The sequence below is a fragment of the Pseudomonas sp. DY-1 genome, from assembly GCF_003626975.1.
Classification (GTDB): domain Bacteria; phylum Pseudomonadota; class Gammaproteobacteria; order Pseudomonadales; family Pseudomonadaceae; genus Metapseudomonas.
Map to the genome: position 1 here is coordinate 465,855 of NZ_CP032616.1, position 21,279 is coordinate 487,133.

21 protein-coding genes are annotated in these 21,279 nt (G+C 64.0%); 9 read left to right on the plus strand and 12 right to left on the minus strand.

What is annotated here, in order from left to right; translation table 11 throughout:
- Genes D6Z43_RS02425 through D6Z43_RS02435 form a run of 3 tightly spaced genes read left to right on the plus strand, consistent with a single transcriptional unit; the run spans position 1 to position 1,854 of the window.
- Positions 1–591, plus strand: a complete 591-nt coding sequence (locus D6Z43_RS02425; RefSeq protein ID WP_120650138.1) for an RNA polymerase sigma factor — start codon at positions 1–3, stop codon at positions 589–591.
- Positions 588–1,256, plus strand: a complete 669-nt coding sequence (locus tag D6Z43_RS02430; RefSeq protein ID WP_120650140.1) for a hypothetical protein — start codon at positions 588–590, stop codon at positions 1,254–1,256. Before D6Z43_RS02425 ends, D6Z43_RS02430 begins: the two co-directional genes overlap by 4 nt.
- Entirely contained in the window at positions 1,246–1,854 is a 609-nt protein-coding gene (locus D6Z43_RS02435) for a hypothetical protein (RefSeq protein ID WP_178083596.1), read from the plus strand. Before D6Z43_RS02430 ends, D6Z43_RS02435 begins: the two co-directional genes overlap by 11 nt.
- An 82-nt stretch (positions 1,855–1,936) precedes the next feature.
- Here D6Z43_RS02435 and D6Z43_RS02440 read toward each other — a convergent pair whose 3' ends face one another.
- The 8 genes from D6Z43_RS02440 to D6Z43_RS02475 all read right to left on the minus strand — a co-directional run bounded on the left by D6Z43_RS02440 (position 1,937) and on the right by D6Z43_RS02475 (position 13,394).
- Entirely contained in the window at positions 1,937–3,760 is a 1,824-nt protein-coding gene (locus D6Z43_RS02440) for a long-chain-acyl-CoA synthetase (protein ID WP_120650142.1), read from the minus strand.
- A 240-nt stretch (positions 3,761–4,000) separates the two neighbouring features.
- Complete coding sequence (locus tag D6Z43_RS02445; protein ID WP_120650144.1) at positions 4,001–4,825, minus strand: NAD(P)-dependent oxidoreductase; 825 nt, start codon at positions 4,823–4,825, stop codon at positions 4,001–4,003.
- 128 nt (positions 4,826–4,953) lie between these two features.
- Positions 4,954–6,939 (minus strand): geranyl-CoA carboxylase subunit apha, encoded by a 1,986-nt coding sequence (gene atuF, locus D6Z43_RS02450; RefSeq protein ID WP_120650146.1) that lies wholly within the window; start codon positions 6,937–6,939, stop codon positions 4,954–4,956.
- A 127-nt stretch (positions 6,940–7,066) separates the two neighbouring features.
- Positions 7,067–7,861, minus strand: a complete 795-nt coding sequence (gene atuE / locus D6Z43_RS02455) for an isohexenylglutaconyl-CoA hydratase (protein ID WP_120650148.1) — start codon at positions 7,859–7,861, stop codon at positions 7,067–7,069.
- A 4-nt stretch (positions 7,862–7,865) separates the two neighbouring features.
- Positions 7,866–9,026 carry a citronellyl-CoA dehydrogenase gene (atuD, locus tag D6Z43_RS02460; RefSeq protein WP_120650150.1) on the minus strand — a complete coding sequence of 387 codons (1,161 nt, stop codon included), beginning with the start codon at positions 9,024–9,026 and terminating at the stop codon, positions 7,866–7,868.
- A gap of 72 nt (positions 9,027–9,098) precedes the next feature.
- The gene (gene atuC, locus D6Z43_RS02465) at positions 9,099–10,715 is read right to left on the minus strand and encodes a geranyl-CoA carboxylase subunit beta (protein ID WP_120650152.1); all 1,617 of its coding nucleotides are present in this window, start codon (positions 10,713–10,715) and stop codon (positions 9,099–9,101) included.
- 4 nt (positions 10,716–10,719) lie between these two features.
- Positions 10,720–11,595 carry an SDR family oxidoreductase gene (locus tag D6Z43_RS02470; RefSeq protein ID WP_120650154.1) on the minus strand — a complete coding sequence of 292 codons (876 nt, stop codon included), beginning with the start codon at positions 11,593–11,595 and terminating at the stop codon, positions 10,720–10,722.
- A gap of 11 nt (positions 11,596–11,606) precedes the next feature.
- The gene (locus tag D6Z43_RS02475; protein WP_120650156.1) at positions 11,607–13,394 is read right to left on the minus strand and encodes an acyclic terpene utilization AtuA family protein; all 1,788 of its coding nucleotides are present in this window, start codon (positions 13,392–13,394) and stop codon (positions 11,607–11,609) included.
- Between the two features lie 193 nt (positions 13,395–13,587).
- Here D6Z43_RS02475 and D6Z43_RS02480 point away from each other — a divergent pair, with 193 nt between their 5' ends.
- Entirely contained in the window at positions 13,588–14,217 is a 630-nt protein-coding gene (locus D6Z43_RS02480) for a TetR/AcrR family transcriptional regulator (RefSeq protein WP_218569233.1), read from the plus strand.
- Positions 14,218–14,325: 108 nt separating this feature from the next.
- Positions 14,326–15,147: an ABC transporter substrate-binding protein gene (locus tag D6Z43_RS02485; RefSeq protein ID WP_120650158.1), complete on the plus strand. Its 822-nt coding sequence runs from the start codon at positions 14,326–14,328 to the stop codon at positions 15,145–15,147.
- Here D6Z43_RS02485 and D6Z43_RS02490 read toward each other — a convergent pair.
- The 3 genes from D6Z43_RS02490 to D6Z43_RS02500 form a co-directional block, all read right to left on the minus strand.
- The gene (locus D6Z43_RS02490; protein ID WP_120650160.1) at positions 15,098–15,853 is read right to left on the minus strand and encodes a CPBP family intramembrane glutamic endopeptidase; all 756 of its coding nucleotides are present in this window, start codon (positions 15,851–15,853) and stop codon (positions 15,098–15,100) included. The genes D6Z43_RS02485 and D6Z43_RS02490 overlap by 50 nt on opposite strands.
- Before the next feature lie 52 nt (positions 15,854–15,905).
- Positions 15,906–16,073, minus strand: a complete 168-nt coding sequence (locus D6Z43_RS02495; RefSeq protein ID WP_120655166.1) for a DUF2897 family protein — start codon at positions 16,071–16,073, stop codon at positions 15,906–15,908.
- Positions 16,074–16,176: 103 nt separating this feature from the next.
- On the minus strand, positions 16,177–16,650 hold the full coding sequence (locus D6Z43_RS02500; protein ID WP_120650161.1) for a multidrug/biocide efflux PACE transporter: 474 nt from the start codon (positions 16,648–16,650) through the stop codon (positions 16,177–16,179).
- 90 nt (positions 16,651–16,740) lie between these two features.
- Between D6Z43_RS02500 and D6Z43_RS02505 the strand changes: the two genes are divergently transcribed.
- The 3 genes from D6Z43_RS02505 (at position 16,741) to pyrF (ending at position 19,178) form a co-directional block, all read left to right on the plus strand.
- On the plus strand, positions 16,741–17,628 hold the full coding sequence (locus tag D6Z43_RS02505) for a LysR family transcriptional regulator (RefSeq protein WP_120650163.1): 888 nt from the start codon (positions 16,741–16,743) through the stop codon (positions 17,626–17,628).
- 42 nt (positions 17,629–17,670) lie between these two features.
- Positions 17,671–18,414: a ZIP family metal transporter gene (locus tag D6Z43_RS02510; RefSeq protein WP_120650165.1), complete on the plus strand. Its 744-nt coding sequence runs from the start codon at positions 17,671–17,673 to the stop codon at positions 18,412–18,414.
- A gap of 65 nt (positions 18,415–18,479) precedes the next feature.
- The gene (gene pyrF / locus D6Z43_RS02515; RefSeq protein WP_120650167.1) at positions 18,480–19,178 is read left to right on the plus strand and encodes an orotidine-5'-phosphate decarboxylase; all 699 of its coding nucleotides are present in this window, start codon (positions 18,480–18,482) and stop codon (positions 19,176–19,178) included.
- 45 nt (positions 19,179–19,223) lie between these two features.
- On the opposite strand, the gene D6Z43_RS02520 is transcribed toward pyrF, so the two are convergent.
- On the minus strand, positions 19,224–20,228 hold the full coding sequence (locus D6Z43_RS02520) for an NADP-dependent oxidoreductase (protein ID WP_120650168.1): 1,005 nt from the start codon (positions 20,226–20,228) through the stop codon (positions 19,224–19,226).
- Between the two features lie 227 nt (positions 20,229–20,455).
- On the opposite strand from D6Z43_RS02520, the gene D6Z43_RS02525 reads away from it, so the two are divergent.
- A complete protein-coding gene (locus D6Z43_RS02525) occupies positions 20,456–21,217 on the plus strand; it encodes an SDR family oxidoreductase (protein WP_120650170.1) in 762 nt (253 codons plus the stop codon).
- The last annotated feature ends 62 nt before the right edge of the window (positions 21,218–21,279 follow it).

Here is a 21,279-nt window from a genome sequence, read left to right on the forward strand (position 1 = left end):
GTGAACGCGATCCTCACGGATGACGACGCCGCTTTGCTGCGGCGTTACCGCAACGGCGATGCCGAGGCCTTTGGCGTGCTCTACGCGCGGTATCGCCTTGGCCTCTACCGTTTTCTCTGTGGCCTGTGTGGTGATGGCGCGCTGGCCGAGGAAATCTTCCAGGAAACCTGGCTGAACCTGATTCGCAGCGACTCCTCGCCGCTCGGCCAGGCCAGTTTCAAGACCTGGCTCTACCAGATCGCTCGCAATCGCCTGATCGACCATTGGCGCAAGTACGGCCGCTTGCAGGGCCGGGAAGAAACCTTCGATGAGACGCTCCACGGTGAGGCACTGCCGGGCAGCAGCCCGGATCCCGAACGGGAGCTTTCCCTGAGCCGGGACCAGCAACGCCTGCGCGCGGCCCTGGACGAATTGCCGGGTGAGCAGCGCGAGGTGTTTCTGTTGCGTGCCCATGGCGACCTGGAAGTGACCGAGATCGCAGAACTCACGAGTACACCCGCGGAAACGGTGAAAAGCCGTCTGCGCTATGCGCTGCAGAAGTTGCGTCGGCTGTTGGCCGACCCGGCCGCTGCGGAGGAGGTATCCGCATGAACCAAGACCCGCACAAGCCGGACGCCATGGAACGGGAACTGCTCGAACATTACCGTCGCCACTGTCACGACGAGCCCTCGGTGCTACTGGACCAGCGTATCCTCGCCGCGGCTGCGGCGCAGGCAGCGCAGAACAGGGCTGAAAAAGTGCCTTCCTGGGGAAAGCACCTGCATGCCTGGCTGTTCGGTTCTGGCGGTCGGCAGCGCTGGGCGGTCGCTGTGGCCGGCTTCGCCACTTTGGGCATCGGGCTCAGCCTGACCTTGCGCACCCAGCAGGAGGCCGAGCAGCGTTTCGATGCTCCGCCCGCCAGCCCCATGCAGTACTCCGCTCCGGCGCCGGCCGCTGCACCCATGTCCAAGGCCGCACCGGCCACCCTGGCCAGCCCTCCTGCCCAGACTGAGAAAAAAGCTTCGGCCATGGCCGACAGCAGCGCCGAAGTCGAGGCACGCCAGCAAGAACCGATGCAATTGGAAGAGGCCGCACCCAAGGCCGAAATGGCCAGGGCCGCACCGCCAGTCGAGCCGCGAGCCAGCTTGCAACGCGTGCTGGAACTCAACAGGGCAGGCAAGCGCGAGGAAGCACGCAAGCTGATGAGTGAATTGCAGACCCGCTACCCCGAGCGGGATATCGCCGCCGAGCTGCGGAAACTGGAGCGTGACCGCTGACAGCGGTCGCGCCGGACTTGCCACGCTGCTGGCTAAGGTGGAGCATGGCGCCATCACTGCCCCCGCTAGAACTTCCATGCGTTCGATTCATCTGCTTTGTGCCGGCCTGGCACTGACTTTGTTGGCGGCATGCGACAGGGATGCCCCCTCGCAGCCCAAGTCGCCTCCCGCACCGCCACCCATCTCCGCCAGCCCGGAGCCGGCGCGCTCGGCTTCCGAACCGGCTGCACCCGTGGAGCCCCCGCCCGTGCCGGAGTCCAAGCCGGTACCACCGCCACCGGTGCCAACGCCCAAGCCGGTGCCGTCGCCTCCTGCTCCGGTCAAGCCGAAGGAACCGCCGGTGGCCGCTTCGACCGAGGCGCCATTGCCCAAGGCCAAGCTCGACCTCACCTTGCCGAAGGGGCTGGTCGATCAGCTGCAGCCGAGCGAAGCCACTGCCGATCTGCCGGACCAACCCCTGCTACCGCAGATGTTCGTGGAGAAACCTGCACCGGAGAGCCCGTTTCAGCTCAATGGCAAGTTGATTACCAACGAACGGGAAGACGACTACTGGCGCTCCGTTGAGGGCGCCGAATTGCAGTTCGAGTTCAAGCGATAGGCCGTCGCAGTCGTAGGTCGGCGCCAGCCTGTGGGAGCGAATTCATTCGCGCATGATTTCGCCCGCACAGTTTCAGGAAGCCTCAGAAACGGTATTCGCCGCGCTGTATTGCCTGATACAGCGCCCCATCCAGGGGGCGAAAGTCCGGATCGCCCGGCAGGCGGGCGAAGAGGGGCTCGCGCACTGATTCCGGGTCATAGGCTTGCTGCTTCAGCTCGGTCTTCTTGTACTTGAAGGTCCCAGTGGTCTCCACCTCTCCCAGCAGGCGCACGAAGAGTGGCGAGGCGTAGGCCGGCAGTTCTCGATCCAGATGATCGGCAAGGGCCTGGCGATCCAGTTGTGTGCCACTGCTCAGGCGCAGGGCTGCCATGCCGCAACGGCCATTAGTGCCGGGAATTTCCACGCCGTAGACCACCGCGTCCTCCACGCCGGGAAAGGCGCCCAAGGCGTTCTCGACCTCGGTGGTGGAAACGTTCTCGCCTTTCCAGCGGAAGGTGTCGCCAAGGCGGTCGACGAACTGTGCATGCTTGCAGCCGATACCACGCATCAGGTCGCCGGTGTTGAACCAGGCATCGCCCTTCTTGAACACGTCACGCAAGATCACCGCCTCGCTCTTGGCCGGATCGGTGTAGCCGTCGAAGGGCCACTTGGGGCTGATCTCGCTGATCAGCAGACCCGGCTCACCCTGCGCCACTTCCTGAAGGAAGCCACGCGGGTCCCGTAGCGGACGGTCATTTTCCAGGTCATAGCGGACGATGGCGAAAGTTGCGGGGGAGAACCCCACCGTATTGTCGAAGTTGAATACGTTGGTGAAGCCAATGTTGCCTTCGCTGGAGGCGTAGAACTCCATCACGCGCTCGATACCGAAGCGCGACTTGAACTCACCCCAGATCGATGGGCGCAGGCCGTTACCAATCATGCAGGTCAGGCTGTTGCTCCGCTCCTCGGGGCAGGGCGGCTGGTTCAGAAGGTAGCGGCAGAGCTCGCCGATATAGCCGAAGCAGGTGGCCTGATAGCGCGCGACATCCTTCCAGAAATTGCTGGCGGAGAACTTGCGACGCAAGGCGATGGCGGCACCACCGGCCAGCACCGAGGCCCAGCTCACGGTGACTGCATTGTTGTGATAGCAGGGCAGGGTCAGATAGAAGACGTCGGTCTCGCTAAGGCCAAGACCCGAGTGGCCGAAGCCGCCATAGGCCTTGATCCACTTGCCATGACTGAGGATCGAAGCCTTGGGCAGCCCTGTGGTGCCTGAGGTGTAGATATAGAAACACGCGTCCTTGAGGCGCACCTGCCCGGTGTCCGCCGGGTTGTCCCCGGGCTGGCCCAGGGCGAGGCGCATCAGGTTCCGCCAGCCGGCGGGAGCGTCGCCGGGCTCGAGCAGGCTATCGGCATCGGCCACCCAATAGCAGCGACGGGAGTCTTCCAGTTCATTGCGAACTTCATCGAAGGCACCGCGTAGCTCTTCGCCCACCACGAAATGCCGAGCTTTCACCAGGTTGAGGCTATGGCTGAGCACCTTGCCGCGCTGTGTGGTGTTCACCAGAGCGGCGATCGCCCCGAGCTTTGCCAGCGCGCCGAGTACCGCCAGCACTTCGATACGGTTCTCCAGCATCACAGCCACCACGCTGCCATGGGCAACGCCTTCGGCCTTCAGGGCATGGGCCAGACGGTTACTCCAGGCATTGAGCTGGGTGTAGTTGAGCTGGCGTTGTTCGTCGACCACTGCAGGGCGATCGGGATACAGGCGCGCGGCTCGCTCCAGCGCCCATCCGAGGGAGAGCGCTTTCTCGCGGTTGCGAATGCCGGTGTAATAAAGCCCCAGCAGCATGCGCGGCAGGCGTGGCAGGTTAGTCGGCAGGCGGGCGATGAATCTCAATGGGGAAATCAGTTCGACCTGGCTCATGGTTCTCGCGTGTTGTCGTTGTTGTACGCAGTCGTCTTCCTGACTCTAGAACGGGTCGCCGAACCCCACCATGACCCTCGCGCGGCGATGTGGGGGCAGATGGGCAAATAGTGGCGGTGGCGCAAGGCTGTTGTAGGGGCGAATTCATTCGCCAAGGGCAGCATCGCTGCCCCATTCGATCTTTCAGGGCAGACCTTCGGCCTGCTTGGCGAATGAATTCACCGCTACAGGTTTTGGACCTCAATCCAGGAACAGATCCGGCACCAGCGAGCCCCCTTGCGGGTCGTAGCGGTACTGTTCGAAGTCGGTCTGGCCTTGCTCGCGCAGGATTTCTTCGTCGATCAACAGGCGGCCGGTGATGCTGCGACCCTGGCTTGCCAGGATGGCGTAGGCGGCATCAGCCATGATCGCCGGCGTGCGCGCGCGCTTGAAGGCGTCGCGGCTGCCCAGTTCGAACTCGATGGCGGCGGTAGCGATCATGGTTTGCGGCCAGAGTGAGTTGACGCTGATGCCATAGCGCTTGAACTCCTCGTTCATGCCCAGGGTCAGCATGCTCATTCCGTACTTGGTGACGGTGTAGGGCCCGTGCTGGGCGAACCATTTGGCTGCCAGGTTGAGCGGCGGCGACAGGCTGAGAATATGGCCATTGGCGCTTTGCTTCAGATAGGGCAGAGCGGCTTGGCTGCAGACCATCACTGCGCGAGTGTTGATCTGGTACATCAGGTCGAAACGTTTGGGCTCCAGGCGCTCCACGCCCACCAGCTTGATGGCGCCGGCATTGTTGACCAGTGCGTCGATGCCGCCGAAGTGTTCGGCGGCCCTGGCCATGGCCTCGCGTACGGCGTTCTCGTCGCGCACGTCCAGTTGCAGCGCCAGGGCCTTGCCGCCGGCAGCTTCCACTTCCTCGGCCACGCTGAAGATGGTTCCAGCCAGCTTCGGATGGGGCTCGGCGCTTTTGGCGGCGATGACGATATTGGCGCCATCGGCGGCGGCGCGCAGGGCGATTTCACGGCCAATGCCGCGACTGGCGCCGGTGATGAACAGGGTCTTGCCGGAAAGAGACATCTGGACCTCCTGGTTCTTGTTGTTGTCCGGGGCCGCGCTGCGGCCATTGGCGAATGAATTCGCCCCTACAGGGCGAATCGTGCCGCAATCCTTCGCAAGCAGAGCTCGCTCCTACGAAACGTACCTCGTCAGAGGCTTTCCTCTACCTCCACCAGCAACTGGCGGCTTTTCACCTGGTCGCCTTGGCTGACCTGAACGCGGCGGATCACACCGTCAACGCCGGCCTTGAGCGGGTGCTCCATCTTCATGGCTTCCAGTACCACCAGTAGCTGGCCCTTGGAGACGCGGCAGCCTTCGGCCACCAGCACCTCGACAATGGCACCGTCCATGGGCGCCTTCACTACGCCGGATCCGGCACCGGCTTGGCCGCCGGCGGGCTCGTGGGTGACGTCTTGCAGTCCCAGATTGCCGTTCTGGCCATACAGCCAGAGCTGTGCGGCCTGCTGGTGGTAGGCGATGCGGCGACGAATTCCGTCCAGCTCCACGATCGCCCAGCGGCCATCGGCGCTCACCAGGCGAGCGGCGATCTCCGCGTCATTCACCCTTGCCAGCAGGCGTGGTTGCCGGCCGGCCTCCTGCACAGCCAGCTCCACGGCGTGCTTCTGCTCTCCTTGACGCAGCACCAGGCACCAAGGGGCACTGCCGGCGCTGCGCCAGCCGGCGAGACTGCCCTGGTGGGCGGAGCGCGTGGCCGAGGCCTGGTAGAGCAGGGTGGCTGCGACGGCCAGCTCCATCGGCGAAGCCGATTGCGGGCAGAGGCTGGAATCGTCGCCGAAAGCGTCTCCAATAAAGGCGGTGGTGGCTTCCCCGCTGGCGAACCGAGGGTGACGCAGCAGGTTGGCGAGGAAGCGCTGGTTGCCCTTCACGCCGAGCAGCACGCAGTCCTCCACCGCGCGTGCGAGCTTGCGCCGGGCTTCGTCGCGAGTGGCACCCCAGGCGATTACCTTGGCCAGCATGGGATCGTAGAACGGCGACACGGCTTGGCCTTCCACCAGACCGTGGTCGATGCGGATACCCTCCAGTTCGGCTGGCTCCCAGCGCAGCACGTCGCCGGTTTGGGGCAGGAAACCGGCAGCCGGGTCCTCGGCATAGAGGCGTACCTCCATGGCGTGGCCGTTGAGGTGGATATCTTCCTGTTTCAACGGCAGCGGTTGGCCTTCGGCAACGCGAATCTGCCAGGCCACCAGGTCCTGGCCCGTAATCAGTTCGGTCACCGGGTGTTCCACTTGAAGGCGGGTGTTCATCTCCAGGAAGTAGAAGTCGCCACGGGTATCCAGCAGGAACTCCACTGTACCGGCACCGACATAGTTAACCGTGCGTGCTGCCTGTATCGCCGCTTCGCCCATGGCACGGCGCAGTTCGGCGGTCATGACCGGGCAGGGCGCTTCCTCGATGACTTTCTGATGACGACGCTGCACCGAGCAATCACGCTCGCCTAGATAGACCAGGTTGCCGTGCTGATCGCCGAACACCTGGATTTCCACGTGACGCGGTTTCAGTACGGCCTTTTCCAGGATCAGTTCGGCGCTGCCGAAGGCATTCAGCGCCTCGGAGCGAGCGGTGCGCAGTTGTGCCGCGAGTTCGTCCGGGCCGTTCGCCAGACGCATGCCACGGCCGCCGCCACCGGCGCTGGCCTTGATCATCAGTGGGTAGCCGATGCGCTCGGCTTCGCGGGCCAGCGTGACGTCGTCCTGTTCGGCACCTTCGTAACCGGGGATGCAAGGCACGCCGGCCTCCAGCATGGCCAGCTTGGAGAGGCGCTTGCTGCCCATCAGGTGGATAGCTTCCACGGTCGGGCCGATGAAGGTGATGCCGGCAGCCTCGCAGGCCCGGGCGAAGTCAGCATTCTCGGAAAGGAAGCCGTAGCCGGGGTGAACGGCGTCGGCACCGGTCTTTTGCGCGGCGCCGATGATGGCCGGGATCGACAGGTAGGACTGGCCCACCGGCGCCGGACCGATGCACACCGCTTCGTCAGCCAGCTGCACATGGCGGGCGTCGACATCGGCTTCGCTGTAGACGGCGACAGTGCGATAGCCGAGGGCCTGGGCGGTACGCATCACCCGGCAGGCGATCTCGCCTCGGTTGGCGATCAGGATCTTGTTGAGGCTGGGCATATTCTCTGGCTCCTCGGTTTCGATTCCCCTCTTCCCCTGGGAGAGAGGCCAGGGGGGAGGGGGCTACCTGCGCGCGGCGTGGTTCCCCTCACCCCAACCCTCTCCCTGAGGGAGGGGGAGTAAAGGCTCACTGCGCCCAAGTGGGCTTGCGCTTCTGCACGAAGGCCATCGTGCCCTCGGTGCCTTCGGCGCCGGTCACGGCGGCGGCGAACTGCTCGGCGGCGCTATCCAGCAAGGGGCCAAGGGGTTCGTTTTCCGTGGCTAGTAGTAGTGCCTTGGTTCGGGCGTTGGCGCCTGGCGCACAGCGGCGGACCTGCTCCAGGCTCTCGGCCAGGCGCTGCTCGAGGGCTTCGGTGTCGGCTTCGGCGAAGTGGACCAGGCCCAGGCGCAGGGCTTCTCGACCGTCGAAGCGCGCGGCGGTCAGGGCCAGACGGCGCGCCTGGGTGAGTCCGATGCGCTTGACCACGAAGGGTGCGATCTGCGCCGGCAGAATGCCCAGGCTCGTTTCCGGGAGACCGAATTGGGCGCCGGCAAGGGCAATGGCGATATCCGAGACGCAAGCCAGGCCGAAGCCGCCGCCGAGCACCGCGCCTTCCAGCACGGTGATCAGTGCCTGGGGCTGTGCCTGGGCTTCTTCCAGTAGGCTGCCGAAGGCGCGGTTCAGGTCGCGATAGGCATCGCTACCGGCCGCACGGGCGCTGGCCATGTCCTTGATATCGCCACCGGCGCAGAAGTGCCCACCGGCGCCGCGCAGCACCACGGCGCGCACGCTGGCGTCGCTGTGCACGGCAGCCAGCACCGCGTGCAGTTCTTCAACCATGGCCAGGCTCATGGCGTTGCGACTGTCCGGGCGGTTGAGGGTGACGTGAAGTACGCCTCCAGCCTGTTCCAGCAGCAGGGCTTCGCAGTTCGGCAGGGTCATGACGTCAGCCCTTCTTCTTGCCCGGCAGGATGCCCATCAGCTTGCAGATGATGCCGAGCATGATTTCGTCCGCACCGCCGCCGATGGAAACCAGACGGGTGTCGCGGTAGGCGCGGGAAACATGGTTGTCCCACATGAAGCCCATGCCGCCCCAGTACTGCAGGCAGGCGTCGGTGACTTCGCGGCCGAGGCGGCCGGCCTTGAGTTTGGCCATGGAGGCCAGGCGCGTGACGTCCTTGCCGCTGACGTAGAGTTCGACGGCCTGGTAGACCAGCGCGCGCAGGGCTTCGATCTCGGTCATCAGCTCGGCCAGGCGGAAATGGATCACCTGGTTGTCGATCAGTGGATTGCCGAAGGTCTTGCGTTCCTTGCAGTAGTCGATGGTGACGTCCACGCAGTGCTCCAGGCCCTTGATCATGTTCGCGGCGCCGAACATGCGTTCTTCCTGGAACTGCAGCATCTGCATCATGAAGCCGGCGCCTTCGTGACCGATGCGGTAGCGCTGCGGCACGCGGACGTTGTCGAAGAACACCTGGGCGGTTTCCGAACTGCGCATGCCGAGCTTGTCGAGGTGGGCGCTGAGGGTGATGCCGGGGGTGTTCATCGGCACCATGATCAGCGACTTGTTGACGTGCGGCTTGTCGTCCGAGGTGTTGGCCAGCAGGCAGATGAAGTCAGCGCTGGGGGAGTTGGTGATCCACATTTTGCTGCCGTTGATCACGTAGTCGCTGCCGTCCTTGCGGGCGGTGGTCTTCATCCCGGCGACGTCGGAGCCGGCGCCCACTTCCGAAACGCCGATGCAGCCGACCATCTCGCCGGCGATGGCCGGGCGCAGGAACTCCTCGCGCAGTTCATCGGAGCCGAAACGCGCGAGGGCCGGGGTGCACATGTCGGTCTGCACTCCGATGGACATGGGAATGCCGCCGCAATGAATGGTGCCGAACTCTTCGGCGGCGACGATGGAATAGCTGTAGTCCAGGCCCATGCCGCCGAACTTCTCCGGCTTGGAGATGCCCAGCAGGCCCAGCTCCCCGGCTTTCTTGAAGATGTCGTGGATCGGGAAGCGACCTTCCTTTTCCCACTGGTCGACATAGGGGTTGATCTCCCTGTCGACGAAATTACGCACCGTGCGGCGAAGTTCTTCGTGTTCCTGGGTAAAGATCATTCTTCTTGTTCTCCTTGTAGGGTGCGCCCTGCGCACCGAGATCCGGGATGGTGCGCAAGGCGCACCCTACCTTCAAAACCGGGCCACGCCGAAGCTGTTGGCCTTGAGCGGGCGGGCGTCGGCCTCCGCGCAGATATCCAGCAGATAGCCCAGCAGTCGGCGGCTGTCACGGGGGTCGATCAGACCGTCATCCCAAAGGTTGGCGGTGCCGTAGAGGGCGGTGGACTGGCTGTCGAGCTTCTGTGCGGTCACCTGTTCGAGCATGTCGAGCATCTTCGGGTCGGGCTCCTTGCCCTCCTTGGCGTGCTTTTCCTCGGTGACGATGCGCAGCACCTTGCCGGCCTGGGCACCGCCCATTACCGCCGTACGGCTGTTGGGCCACGCGAAGATGAAGCGTGGGTCGAGGCCGCGGCCACACATCGCGTAGTTGCCCGCGCCGTAGGAACCGCCCACCACCAGGGTGAGTTTCGGCACGCGGGCGTTGGCCACGGCCTGGATCATCTTCGAGCCATGCTTGATCACGCCCAGTTGTTCGGACTCGGTGCCGACCATGAAACCGGTGGTGTTGTGCAGGAACAGCAGAGGCACATTGGCCTGCTCGCAGAGCTGGATGAACTGTGCCGCCTTGGCCGCGCCCCGGGGCGTAATGGGGCCGTTGTTGCCGATCAGCCCGCAGGGGCGACCTTCGATGCGCAGGTGGCCGCAGACGGTCTGGCTGTCGAATTCATTCTTGAAGTCCAGGAACTCCGAGCCGTCGGCAATGCGGGCGATGATCTCGCGCACGTCGTAGGGTTTCTTCGGATCGGCCGGGACCACGCCCAGTAATTCCTCGGTGCTGTACAGCGGCTCGCGCCAATCGGTATTGGCACGGGCTGGCAGTTGGGCATTCCAGGGCAGCATGGCGAGGATGTCGCGGGCAAGGCGCAGGCCATCGGCGTCGTTCTCGGCCAGGTATTCGGCGGTACCGGCTACCTGGGCGTGCATTTCGGCACCGCCCAGTTCTTCGTCGGTCGCCACTTCACCGGTGGCGGCCTTCAGCAGCGGCGGGCCGGCGAGGAACATCTTGGCCTTGCCGCGCACCACGATGACGTAGTCCGACAGCCCAGGCTGATAAGCGCCGCCGGCAGTACTTGAGCCATGCACTACGGTCACCTGGGGGATGCCCATGGCGGAAATCCGTGCCTGGTTGGCGAAGCCTCTGGCGCCTTCGACGAAGATTTCCGCAGCGTAGTTGAGGTTGGCGCCACCGCTTTCTGTAAGGGCCACCAGCGGCAGCTTGTTCTCCATGGCGATCTGCTGCAGGCGCAGTGTCTTCTTGAGCCCCGTAGGGGAGATGGTGCCGCCCTTGATGGCGCTGTTGCTGGCACTGATCAGGCAACGGATGCCGGAGATGTAGCCGATGCCGGCGATGATGCCGCCACCGGCCTGTGTGCCGTCCTTGTCGTCGTGCAATTTGTAGCCGGCCAGGGAGCAGAGTTCGAGGAAGGGGCTGCCCGGGTCCAGCAACAGGTTCAGGCGCTCGCGGGGCAGCAACTGGCCGCGTTTCTCGAACTTCGGTTTGGACTCGGCTGCCTTGTCCAGCACCTTCTGCTCGACGTCACGGAAGCTGGCGATCGCGTCGAGCATGGCGTCGCGGTTTCTGGCGAAGTCTTCGCTCTGGGCATCGAGTTCGGATTGGATGACCGTCATCGTGTCACTCCTGGTCCTTCAGCACGTCAGGCAGGTAAGCGCGGTGGAAGCCGTTGTAGCCCTTGCTCTGGCCCGGCTTGGCCTTGGCCAGGGGGAAGGCGCGGCTGCCCTGACTGGCGGCACCGTCGATACGAATGGTGTTGCCACTGATGAAGGCGGCGCCGGGGGAGAGCAGGAAGACAATAGCGGCGGCGACTTCCGACTCGCTGCCGATGCGCTTGAGTGGCACGTGTTCGCGAAGGGTCGGGATGATGGCCTTGAAGGCGCCTTCATAAGTGTCCATGCCGCTGGACGCGATCCAGCCGGGAGCCACGGCGTTGACCCGCACACCCGCATGACCCCACTCAACGGCGGCGGTCTTGGTGAAGTTCTCCATGCCGGCGCGGGCGGCGCCGGAGTGGCCCATGCCAGGCATGCCGCCCCACATGTCGGCGAGCATGTTGACGATGCTCCCGCCGGTCTTGCTCAGCGACTGGTTGAACACCTCGCGGGCCACCAGGAAGCCGCCTACCAGATTGGTGCGTACAACGGTCTCGAAACCTTTCTGGTTGATCGAGGCGAGCGGGGCGGGGTATTGGCCACCGGCATTGTTGACCAGGTGATGGATGGCGCCGTGTTCGGCCAGCACGGCTGCCACCATGGCTTTCACTGCGTCTTCGTCGCGGATATCGCAGGCCTGCCAACTGGCGACACCGCCATCTTCGATGATCTCCCCCGCGGTCTTTTCCAGTTTCTCCGGCTTGCGACCGACAAGAACGACATGTGCGCCCAGGGCCGCCAGCTCATGGGCGGTGCAACGGCCGATGCCACTGCCGCCGCCAGTGACCATGATGGTCTGGCCGCTGAACAGGCCAGGCTTGAATATCGAGTCGTATGCCATGGATTGCATCCTCAGAGGCTGTCGGCCAGGGCCTTGGGCACCGGCACCGGGAATTCCAGGAGTTGCTGGGCGAAGGCTTTGCCTTGCGGGTCGATGCGCAGGCTGGCGACACCGCCGCCGCCGAGGGCGTTTTCCAGCAGGAAGTTGAGGCTGTGGCTGCCCGGCAGGTACCAGCGAGACACGCGCCCGAACTGGGGATCGAGGACATGTCCCATCCAGTCGACCACGGCTTCCGGGGTCAGGGCTTCGGCGATCCAGGGCAGGAACTCCGCCTTGCGTGCCATGACGCCGATATTGCTGTGGTTGCCTTTGTCGCCGGAGCGCGCAACCGCCAGCTTGACCAGCGGAACGCTGGCACTGGCCTGGCCATCGGCGCTGGGCATCGGCAAGTCTTCGGCCAGGGTTGCCGGGTCGAAGTTGCCTACCTGCGGTAGGGCGCATTCGCTGCATTGGCCATCCAGCTCCACTTCCAGACGGCAAGCGGATTTGTCTACCAGAAAGGAGAACAGGCGGATCACCGGATAGACCGTGGGCCGGCCCCCGACTATGCCGGTGAGGCCCGGCGCCATGCCGGTGGCGGCCTGCGCGATCTCGCGGGAGAACAGCACCAGGGCGTCCTTGCGGTTGTGGCTGACGGCGATCTTGATCACCACTTCGCGGCTGTCCTGGCGCTGGCCGTGGGGGCCATAGGTCGCCTCGCTGCCGAGCAGTTCGATGTTCACGTCGCGGTAGGGCCCCCAGCCGCGCCCGGCGAATATCTCTTCGGTCTTGGCGATGATCGCGCGGCTGACCCGCTCGGCTTTCTTGACTGCGTCGATGCCGGCCAGCAGGCAACTGGCGGTGCAGCGGAAACCATCGGGGTAGGTGGCGCTGACCTTGTACTGCGGCGTCGGGGCCAGCCCACGAGCGCCTAGTACGCGTACGCGGTTCGGGCCGGCTTGGTCGAGGGTGACGCGCGTGAAGTCGCAAACCACGTCGGGGAGCAGGTAGGCGCGCGGGTCGCCGATCTCGTAGAGCATCTGCTCGCCGACCGAGAAAGGCGTGACCAGGCCGCCGGAACCGTCCGGCTTGGTCACGCAGAAACTGCCATCGGCCTCCACTTCGATGATGGGGAAGCCGATGTGTTCATAGTCCGGCACCGACTCCCAGTCGGTGAAGTTGCCGCCAGTGCACTGGGCTCCGCACTCGATCAGATGACCGGCAAGGGCGGCCTGGGCGAGCTTGTCGTGATCCTCCCAGGACCAGCCGAACTCGTGGACCAGCGCTGCGCTTACCACCGCGCTGTCCACTACTCGGCCGGTGATGACGATGTCGGCACCCTGATCCAGCGCGGCCACTATCCCCGGTGCACCGAGGTAGGCGTTGACCGAAACGCACATGGGGGGCAGCGGGGCGTTCGTGAACATCTCGCGGATGCCGGACTTGGCCAGTTCACCCAGCCGTGGCTGCAGGTTGTCGCCATGCAGGACAGCGATCTTCATCGTTACGCCAGCCTTTTCGCAGGCGGCGGCCAGGGCGCTGGCGCAGGCCGCCGGGTTCACCCCGCCAGCATTGCTGATCACGCGCACCTTCTTCTCGGCGATCGCCGGCAGCAGGGGGGCCAGGACCTCGACGAAGTCGGTGGCGAAACCGGCGTCCGGGTCCTTCAGGCGAGCTCCGGCCATGATCGACATGGTGATTTCGGCCAGGTAATCGAAGACCAGATAGTCCAGCGTGGCGCCATGTACCAATTGGGCGGCGGCGGTGGAGGTGTCGCCCCAGAATGCAGAGGCGCAGCCGATGCGTACGGTTCTTGTCATTGGAGTATTCCGCAGCACTGTTGGGTGATGGATTGAACACTACCAAGCAAGCGCTTGGTTGAAAAGTGCCTGGCTAGCTCTTTTTCACCCGAGCGCTTGCTTGGGCGCATCAGCCAGCATAGATTTCATCAATCAAGACAGAGACTTGCGAACCATTCTTAAGTTGGAGTGGCTGACCGCAGCGGGGAAACCAATGAGCCTTGACGACGAAAAAGCCCAGGCGGTGATGCAGGAACTGGTTGCCAGTGGCCAGATCACCGACCCCGAAAGTGCCCGTGGCAAGCTGCTGCAGACCGCTGCCCACCTGTTCCGTAGCAAAGGTTACGAGCGCACTACCGTGCGTGACCTGGCCGGCGCGGTAGGTATCCAGTCCGGCAGCATCTTCCATCACTTCAAGAGCAAGGATGAGATCCTGCGTTCGGTGATGGAGGAGACCGTCCTTTACAACACTGCGCTGATGCGAGCTTCGCTGGCGGAAGCCGGAGATTTGCGCGAGCGGGTACTGGCGTTGATCCGCTGCGAACTGCAATCCATCATGGGTGGCACTGGCGAAGCCATGGCGGTGCTGGTGTACGAGTGGCGCTCGCTTTCGGAGGAAGGGCAGCAGTACATCCTCCAGTTGCGCGAAGCCTATGAGCAACTCTGGTTGGGCGTCCTGGGCGAAGCGAGAACCGAGGGATACTTCACCGCCGATCCGTTCATCCTGCGGCGTTTCCTCACCGGCGCCTTGAGCTGGACCACCACCTGGTTCCGCCCGGAGGGCCCGATGAGTCTCGATCAGCTCGCGGAGCAGGCGCTATCCCTGGTGATCAAGGACGCCTGAAGGTAAATGTGAGATTTGTCACGTCCTGCTCGGGGAAGAGTGGGTAGTTGCAACGTTAATCACGTACTCTGCGGCGCAGTGCCGTAACTGCAGGGAGCAGCGGTAGAGATGGAAGTTTGCAGGGGGTTGTCCCTGAAGGCGTTGTGGGTTTCCGTAGTCCTGCTGATTTCAGCGCCTGCAGTGGCGTCGCAGACCGTGCAGGTCGCCGGCGCGCATTTCCCACCCTATGTGGTCAAGCCGGAGTCGGCCGAAGCCAGCGGCCTGCTTCTGGACATGCTCGCTGCACTCAACGAACTGCAGACGGACTATCGCTTCGTCGTGCGGCCGACCTCCATTCCTCGGCGCTTCCGCGACTTCCAGGAAGGGCGGATCGACCTCGCGGTATTCGAGAATCCGGACTGGGGGTGGCAGGGTATTCCCGGCGCGCGGATCGACATGGGCCTGGAAGATGCAGAAATATTCGTCGCCAAGGCTCAGCAGGGGCGCAGCCAGCATTACTTCGCCAAGCTGGCCGGCAAGCGACTCGCGCTCTACAACGGCTATCACTACGGCTTTGCCGGCTTCAATCCCGATCCTGAGTTCCTCCAGCGCGAGTTCGACGCGAAGCTCACCTATTCCCACGACAGCAACCTGCGCATGCTGCTGCGGGATCGGGCGGATATCGCCTTGGTGACACGTTCCTACTTCAATGCCTACCTGGAGCAGAACCCGAGCCTGGCCGGCAGCTTCCTGGCCAGCGAACGGCTGGACCAGAGTTACCACCACTACGCCGTGTTGCGGCCAGGAGCCCCCATCAGTGCCGCGCAGTTTTCCGCGCTGCTTAACAGGCTACACAGTGGCGGCCAGTTGCAGCAGATATTCGGGCGTTATGGGGTGGTGGTCAGGCCAGTCGCAACGGGTAACTCAGTAGCAACAGATGGCAGAGATTGACCCCCAGGTGCAGGGCGATGGCTACCGAGAGCCGTCCGCTGTAGTGGAACGCAAGGCCGTAGCCCAGGCCGGCGAGTCCTGCGACTAGCGCGAACAGTGGGCTGAAGGGCAGGTGGACGGCGCCGAAGATCGCCGCTGTGAGCAGCACGCCCTTGCGCCCACCCAGCCAGGAAACCAGCGCTGGTTGGAGCAGGCCACGAAACACCAGCTCTTCCGCCAGCACCGTGGCCAGCAGGTTCACCGCCAACCACTCCCAGATCATCTCCGGCCATTTCGGCTGCCAACCCACGAGACCGATTGCGAGTGCCAACCCCGGCACCAGCAGCAGGGTTGCCAATGCAGCGAACCATGCCCGCTGCGGCGCCAGTGCGGGTGGCGCCGGGCGGCCCAACCAGCACGCCAGCAAGGTCATGCCCACCAGCAGCTTGTCCCAGGACAAACGCAGGGCATATGGCGGAGCATCGGGGCTCAATTGCTGTGGAGCAGCAAGGACAAGTGGGCTGAAGCCCGGCAGCAGATGGGCGGCCAGGGCGACGGAGAAAAGCAAGGTTACCGGCAGCCAGACTCGGGGCGGTAGCAGGCGTTCGGCGAGGACCCAACCGGAGAATGCGACGCCCGCCAGCAGTGCCACGACTTGCACGCCACCCAGGCCCTGGCCGATGGCGAGGACGACAAGCGGGAACAGCAGTTGCAGGTGAAGCGGCATGCCGCTTCCCTGTGGCAATGCCTCGGTCTGTTCTTCAGGGGCGGGCACGGGGTCAGCGGTCCTTGGCGTCCTTTGCATCCATTTCGGCATTGCGCTCGCGGATGCGCTTGAGTTGCTCTTCTGTCAGCGGCAGTTTCTTTGCCGTATCGCGCAACACCATCAGGCTACCGACTATGGAGCCGATGGCCAGGACCAGTATCAGCCAGGCATACCAAGGCATGATCATCTCCCGTGGAAAGGGTGGTTACTCTATTCGATTGTGCTCGCCTTTCCACGTTCCCGAGAATCATTCATTTCGATAGCCGGCTGTGAAGGAGCTGCTGTTACCTCAGCGCGCTGCATTCGCTGGGCCGTACTGCCGGCTCCTCCATCAGGCGGGCGCGAAGCGTGTCGTAAGCCCAGTTGAAGATCAGGGTGTAGGGCAGGAAGAACAGCAGCAGCCCGATATCCAGCACAAAGGCCTCCAGCAGTCCGATCGAAAGCCACCAGGCCGCCAGCGGCACCAGCACCAGGATCAACCCCAGCTCGAACAGCACGGCGTGGGCTATCCGTACCGGCATGGTGCGCTGGAACCCCAGGCGTTGCTGAGCCCGGTCGAACAGGCTGTTGAAGAGCATGTTCCAGAGCATCGCCACGGTGGAGAACATAAGGGTCAGTGCACCCATGTGCGCCAGTGACTTGCCCAGTACCAGGGAGAGCACGGGGGCGGTCAGCAGGACGGCCAGGCCTTCGAAGGCGAGGGCATGGAAAACCCGCTCCTTGACGGTTTTGTTCAGGGCTACATTGGTTTGGGTCATGGCGCTCTCCAGGCTTGGAGTGAATGTCTGGTCTGTATTCTCATCGGTCTATGGGATAGGGTTAAGTGAGATGCCATCGGGAAAACCGATATGAATTACTCGCCTGAATCTTTGGAAGCCTTTGTCCATGCCGTCGCCCTGGGTTCGTTCAGTGCAGCCGCGCGCAAGCTGGGCAAGAGCCAGTCAACCGTCAGCGAGGCTATCGCCCGATTGGAGATCGACCTGGGCCTGGAGCTCTTCGATCGCAGCAGTCGTCAACCCCAGCTGACCGATGCCGGCCGTGTCCTGCTGGATCGAGTCGAGGAAATCCTCGCTGCTTCGGATCGTCTGCAGCATGCAGCGGCGCAGCTGGCCGGTGGATTGGAGCCCCGGGTAAGCCTGGCCTTGTCGGATGCGTATCAGTCCGGGCAGTACGAAGAGCGTCTGGCCGAGATGGATCAGCGTTACCCCGACCTCGAGTTCGAGTGCCTGATTGCCGAGCACAATGACGTAATCGAGTTGGTCGCGCAGGGGCGCGCAACCTTGGGTCTGCTGGCTTCTCAGGGGACCTACCCGCCGGAGTTGGGGGCGGCAACCGTTGCCGAGCGTGCCGACTTCGGTCTTTTCGTGGCCCAGGAGCATCCGCTGGCGCAAATGAGTGATGTGCAGGAGAGCGACCTGGCGGGGTGGCGCTTGCTGCGCCTGAATACGCTGGGCAATGCGCTGGCGCTGGACGACGGTCTGCCAAACAGTGGTGGTCGTTGCTGGTCCGCGCCGAGCTATCTGCTGCTGCTGGAAATGGCCAGTAACGGCTTCGGCTGGGCCGAGCTGCCGCGCTGGCTGGTGAGCGGTTACGCCAACGGCCGCCTTAAAGAACTGCAGGTGCCCGGATGGCCGCGCAGTCAGGCCGTGGATGTGGTCTGGTCCCGCCAGCGGCGCCTGGGCCCGGCGGCAAGCTGGCTGTTGGGGCGCCTGCTGGACCGTCCGGCCGCCCGATGAGCCCCTTCTGTTAGCCTTGGGCCCGGCATTCAAGGAGGATACATGCAGATTTCCGTCACCCTACAAGCGGGTCTCTGGGGCTGGCTGGCCGCCAGTAGCCTGCTCATCGGCGCGGCCGTCGGTTTCCTGGTGAAGCTGCCGCAGAAGGTCGTCGCCTCGATCATGGCCTACGGCAGTGGTGTGTTGGTCGCCGCCCTGTGCTTCGGGCAGATCCCCGAAGCCGAGCGCATCGGCGGTCTCTGGCCGACCCTGGCCGGGCTGCTGGCCGGCGGTGTGGTCTTCGTCCTGGCGAGCCAATACATCGATCACCTGGAACGGCACCATCGCCGCAAGAGCGGCAACGGCGGCGGCAGCATGGTCGCCTTGCTCATCGCCGTTGGCGCATTCCTCGATGGCATCCCCGAATCCCTGGGGCTCGGGTTGGGGTTGCTGGATGGTGGGGACGTAAGCCTGCTAATGCTGGTGGCGATCTTCCTCGCCAACCTGCCCGAAGGCCTGGCCAGTGCGGCCGGGCTACGCGAGGAGAAACGCAGCGGCTGGCTGGTGTTCGGGCTCTGGGGTGCGATAGCACTGCTGTCCGGGCTGGCGGCCATGGCTGGGCCGGGATTGTTCGCCGACCTCCCTCCTCATTGGCTGGCTGTCGCCCTGGGCTTTTCGGCGGGGGCGGTGCTTTGCATGCTGGTGGATACCCTGATCCCCGAGGCGTTCGAGAGTACCCACGCCTGGACCGGGCTGGTCACCCTGGCTGGCTTCATGACGGCATTCGCACTCGACCACATCGTGTGAAGCAGCGACGCGCGCCGGCTTCCGCTACAATGCGCGCCGTTTCCGATTCGTATGAGATTTTCCCCATGTCCGCCTGTCAGACGCCGATCATTGTCGCCCTCGACTTTCCTACCCGCGAAGCCGCGCTTCGGCTGGCCGACCAGCTGGATCCCAACCTGTGTCGGGTCAAGGTGGGCAAGGAGCTGTTCACCAGCTGCGCCGCGGAAATCGTCTCGACGCTGCGCGACCGGGGTTTCGAGGTCTTCCTTGACCTGAAATTCCACGACATCCCCAACACCACCGCCATGGCGGTGAAGGCCGCTGCCGAAATGGGTGTTTGGATGGTCAATGTGCATTGCTCTGGCGGCCTGCGCATGATGGCGGCCTGCCGCGAGACACTGGACAAGTTCAATGGGCCCAAGCCGTTGCTGATCGGCGTGACCGTGCTGACCAGCATGGAGCGCGAGGATCTCGCCGGCATCGGCCTCGACATCGAGCCGAAGGAGCAGGTCCTGCGTCTGGCGGGCCTGGCAGACAAGGCTGGCATGGATGGCCTGGTGTGCTCGGCCCAGGAAGCCACCGATCTCAAGGCCGCCTATCCGCGCCTGCAACTGGTCACTCCGGGCATCCGTCCCGCTGGCAGTGCGCAGGACGACCAGCGCCGCATCCTCACTCCGCGCCAGGCCCTGGATGCCGGCTCCGACTACCTGGTGATCGGCCGTCCGATCAGCCAGGCAGCCGACCCGGCCAAGGCCCTGGCCGCAGTCGTCGCCGAACTGGCCTGATGCCGACTCAGGTGCGCTGCCCGGGCAGCGCACCTTTCGCGCCATTCAGCGAACCTTCAGCACCAGCTTCCCGAAGTTCTCCCCGCTGAACAGTTTGCCCAGGGTTTCCGGGAAACTTTCCAGTCCCGTCACCACGTCTTCCTTGCTTTTCAAATCGCCACTGGCCAGCCAGCCGGCGATGTCCTTGACCGCCTCGCCGAAGCGCGGCGCGTAATCGAACACCACCATGCCTTCCATGCGTGCGCGGTTGACCAGCAGCGCCAGGTAGTTGGCCGGCCCTTTCACCGCTTCCTTGTTGTTGTACTGGCTGATGGCGCCGCAGATGACGATGCGCGCCTTGCGGTTGATGCGGGTGAGCACGGCATCGAGGATGTCGCCGCCGACATTGTCGAAGTAGACGTCAACGCCCTTCGGGCATTCACGCTTGAGCGCGGCGTGGAGGTTCTCGGCCTTGTAGTCGATTGCACCGTCGAAACCCAGTTCTTCCACCAGGTAGCGGCACTTGTCGGCACCGCCGGCGATACCCACCACACGGCAACCCTTGATCCGTGCAATTTGGCCGGCAACGCTGCCTACCGCGCCAGCGGCCCCGGAGATGACCACGGTTTCCCCTGGCTGGGGCTGGCCTACGTCGAGCAGCGCGAAGTAGGCGGTCATGCCAGTCATGCCCAGGGCTGACAAGTAGAGCGGCAACGGCGCCTGGTTGGGGTCCACCTTCTGGAAGTCGCGTGGCTCGCCGAGGAAGTAGTCCTGCACGCCGACCACGCCGCAAACGTGTTCGCCCACCTGGTAGTCCGGGTGTGAAGAGGCCATCACCTTGCCAATGCCCAGGGCGCGCATGACCTCACCTATCGCCACTGGCGCGATGTAGGAACGGGCGTCGTTCATCCAGCCGCGCATGGCCGGGTCCAGGGACAGGTAGAGGTTCTCCACCAGCACCTGCCCGGCAGAGGGTTCGTCGGCCGGGGTTTCCACATAGGAGAACGTCTCGCGAGTGGCTGGTCCGACCGGGCGCTGGGCAAGGAGGAACTGGCGATTGAGGAGAGGCATGGCAGGAGCTCCAGATGAGGGAAAGCCTTGGTGATAGTCCCGTGGCGCGGTCGCGGCAAGTCCGCTGGCCGGGCGGAATGTACAGGCATGGATGTCCGTGATCTTGAATGGGTGCTTTCATCATCAATCTGGATGGTTCGCCCACCAGAGCCCTGATGATGCTGACGCCCTGTGCCGGTCACTGATTAGACTTCGCCACAGTTTCCATTCCCGTCGAGGATGCACAGATGAGCATGAAGTTCTCCGGCCAGGTTGCCCTGGTGACCGGCGCCGCCAACGGTATCGGCCGCGCGACTGCCCTGGCGTTCGCCGCTGAAGGCTTGAAGGTAGTGGTTTCCGACGTGGACACCGTCGGTGGAGAAGGCACCGTGGAGCTGATTCGCACCGCCGGTGGCGATGCAAGCTTCATTCGTTGCGACGTGACCCGCGAAGCCGAGGTTCAGGCGCTGATGGAGGGCACGGTCGCTGCTTACGGCCGCCTCGACTACGCCTTCAACAATGCCGGCATCGAGATCGAGAAGGGTAAGCTGGCCGAGGGCAGCGAGGCCGAGTTCGACGCCATCATGGGCGTCAACGTGAAAGGTGTGTGGCTGTGCATGAAGCATCAGATACCGCTTTTGCTGGCCCAGGGTGGCGGCGCCATCGTCAACACCGCCTCTGTGGCGGGGCTCGGCGCCGCGCCGAAGATGAGCATCTATGCCGCTTCCAAGCACGCGGTGATCGGCCTGACCAAGTCGGCCGCCGTCGAGTATGCGAAGAAGAAAGTACGAGTGAATGCCGTATGCCCGGCAGTGATCGACACCGATATGTTCCGCCGCGCCTACGAGGCCGATCCGAAGAAGGCCGAGTTCGTCGCGACCATGCACCCGGTGGGACGCATCGGCAAGGTGGAGGAAATCGCTGCTGCCGTGCTTTACCTCTGCTGCGACGCGGCAGGCTTCACCACCGGTCATGCCTTGGCCGTGGATGGTGGCGCCACTGCGATCTGATTGCCTAACCCCTCGTGCGAATTCATTCGCGATTGAAATCGCTCCCACAACAAAGAGAAAGG

Bases quoted from the DNA above. Each gene is read 5' to 3' on its own strand.
- D6Z43_RS02430 (WP_120650140.1), top strand. From the start codon at position 588: ATGAACCAAGACCCGCACAAGCCGGACGCCATGGAACGGGAACTGCTC.
- D6Z43_RS02440 (WP_120650142.1), bottom strand. From the start codon at position 3,760: ATGAGCCAGGTCGAACTGATTTCCCCATTGAGATTCATCGCCCGCCTG.
- D6Z43_RS02445 (WP_120650144.1), bottom strand. From the start codon at position 4,825: ATGTCTCTTTCCGGCAAGACCCTGTTCATCACCGGCGCCAGTCGCGGC.
- atuF (WP_120650146.1), bottom strand. From the start codon at position 6,939: ATGCCCAGCCTCAACAAGATCCTGATCGCCAACCGAGGCGAGATCGCC.
- atuE (WP_120650148.1), bottom strand. From the start codon at position 7,861: ATGACCCTGCCGAACTGCGAAGCCCTGCTGCTGGAACAGGCTGGAGGC.
- atuD (WP_120650150.1), bottom strand. From the start codon at position 9,026: ATGATCTTTACCCAGGAACACGAAGAACTTCGCCGCACGGTGCGTAAT.
- atuC (WP_120650152.1), bottom strand. From the start codon at position 10,715: ATGACGGTCATCCAATCCGAACTCGATGCCCAGAGCGAAGACTTCGCC.
- D6Z43_RS02470 (WP_120650154.1), bottom strand. From the start codon at position 11,595: ATGGCATACGACTCGATATTCAAGCCTGGCCTGTTCAGCGGCCAGACC.
- D6Z43_RS02475 (WP_120650156.1), bottom strand. From the start codon at position 13,394: ATGACAAGAACCGTACGCATCGGCTGCGCCTCTGCATTCTGGGGCGAC.
- D6Z43_RS02480 (WP_218569233.1), top strand. From the start codon at position 13,588: ATGAGCCTTGACGACGAAAAAGCCCAGGCGGTGATGCAGGAACTGGTT.
- D6Z43_RS02485 (WP_120650158.1), top strand. From the start codon at position 14,326: ATGGAAGTTTGCAGGGGGTTGTCCCTGAAGGCGTTGTGGGTTTCCGTA.
- D6Z43_RS02490 (WP_120650160.1), bottom strand. From the start codon at position 15,853: ATGCCGCTTCACCTGCAACTGCTGTTCCCGCTTGTCGTCCTCGCCATC.
- D6Z43_RS02495 (WP_120655166.1), bottom strand. From the start codon at position 16,073: ATGCCTTGGTATGCCTGGCTGATACTGGTCCTGGCCATCGGCTCCATA.
- D6Z43_RS02500 (WP_120650161.1), bottom strand. From the start codon at position 16,650: ATGACCCAAACCAATGTAGCCCTGAACAAAACCGTCAAGGAGCGGGTT.
- D6Z43_RS02505 (WP_120650163.1), top strand. From the start codon at position 16,741: ATGAATTACTCGCCTGAATCTTTGGAAGCCTTTGTCCATGCCGTCGCC.
- D6Z43_RS02510 (WP_120650165.1), top strand. From the start codon at position 17,671: ATGCAGATTTCCGTCACCCTACAAGCGGGTCTCTGGGGCTGGCTGGCC.
- pyrF (WP_120650167.1), top strand. From the start codon at position 18,480: ATGTCCGCCTGTCAGACGCCGATCATTGTCGCCCTCGACTTTCCTACC.
- D6Z43_RS02520 (WP_120650168.1), bottom strand. From the start codon at position 20,228: ATGCCTCTCCTCAATCGCCAGTTCCTCCTTGCCCAGCGCCCGGTCGGA.
- D6Z43_RS02525 (WP_120650170.1), top strand. From the start codon at position 20,456: ATGAGCATGAAGTTCTCCGGCCAGGTTGCCCTGGTGACCGGCGCCGCC.